This window comes from Streptomyces hygroscopicus subsp. hygroscopicus, from assembly GCF_001553455.1.
In the GTDB taxonomy this organism is placed as follows: Bacteria; Actinomycetota; Actinomycetes; order Streptomycetales; family Streptomycetaceae; genus Streptomyces; species Streptomyces hygroscopicus.
Genome location: NZ_BBOX01000608.1, coordinates 1 through 1403 on the forward strand (window position 1 = coordinate 1; position 1403 = coordinate 1403).

General features: G+C 73.8%; 1 protein-coding gene. It reads left to right on the forward strand.

The annotated features are described in order from the left end of the window. On the forward strand, positions 1-1403 hold a 1403-nt coding region (locus AXW62_RS39245), incomplete at both ends, for a type I polyketide synthase (RefSeq protein WP_159061108.1).

Genomic DNA, 1403 nt, shown 5'->3' on the forward strand with positions numbered 1-1403 from the left:
GGCGGCCGAGCCGGTGGCGGACCTGGCGGGTGCGGCGGTGTGGGGTCTGCTGCGTTCGGCGCAGTCGGAGAACCCGGGCCGGTTCGTCCTGGTCGATGTCGACGGTGCGGCCGATGCGCCGGCGGCGGTGTCGGGCGCGCTGGCCTCCGGTGAACCGCAGGTGGCCGTGCGGGACGGGGTACTGCGGGCACCGCGTCTGGCGCGCGCCGCCGTGGACACCGAGCGGACGCCCGATGTCGATGCCGAGGGCACGGTCCTGGTGACCGGGGCGAGTGGCACGCTGGGTGGTCTGCTGGCGCGTCATCTGGTGGCGGAGCGTGGGGTGCGGCATCTGTTGCTGGTGAGCCGCCGTGGTGAGCGGGCGCCGGGTGCGGCCGAACTCGGCGCGGAACTAGCGGGGTTGGGTGCGGAGGTGCGTTGGGCGGCGTGTGATGTGGCGGACCGGGAGGCGCTGGCGGAGGTGCTGGCGGGTATTCCGGCCGAGCGTCCGCTGACGGCTGTGGTGCATACGGCCGGTGTGCTGGACGACGGGGTGATCGGTTCGCTGACGCCGGAGCGGCTGGAGCGGGTGCTGCGGCCGAAGGTGGACGCGGCGTGGCATCTGCACGAGCTGACCCGCGACCTGGATCTGTCGGCGTTCGTTCTCTTCTCCTCGGCCGCTGGTGTCTTCGGCAATGCGGGGCAGGGCAACTACGCCGCCGCCAATGCCTTCCTGGACGCCCTCGCGCAGCACCGCCGTGCCCAGGGCCTGGCCGGTACCTCGCTGGCCTTCGGCCTGTGGGCCGATTCCAGCGCGATGACGGGCGAGCTGGACGACGCGGACGTGTCCCGGATGAGCCGGGGCGGTGTCCTCGCGCTCTCCGCCGCCGAGGGGCTGGAGCTGTTCGACGCCGCGTACCGCACGGACGAGGCGCTGCTGGTGCCCGTGCGGCTGGACCTGGCCGTGATGCGCGCCGAGGCGGCGTCGTCCGGTGTGGTCGCCCCGCTGATGCGGGGGCTGGTGCGGACTCCGGCGCGGCGTACGGCGCAGGGCGCGGCGGTGGCGGGTGCGCTGGCGCGGCGGCTGGCCGGGCTGAGCGAGGCCGAGCAGCTGGACGTGGTGCTGGACCTGGTCCGTACCCAGGTCGCCGCCGTCCTCGGCCATGACGCGTCGGACACCGTCGAACCGCATCGCTCCTTCCGTGAGCTGGGCTTTGACTCGTTGACGGCGGTGGAGCTGCGGAACGCGCTGGGGGCGGTGAGCGAGCTGCGGCTGCCCGCGACGCTGGTCTTCGACTATCCGACGCCGGTGGTGCTGGCGGAGTTCTTGCGTGCGGAGGTCGTGGGTGCGGCTGCTGAGGTGGCCGGGCCCGTGGTGGTGGCCGCGGCCGATGACGAGCCGATCGCGATCGTGGGGTTGGGCT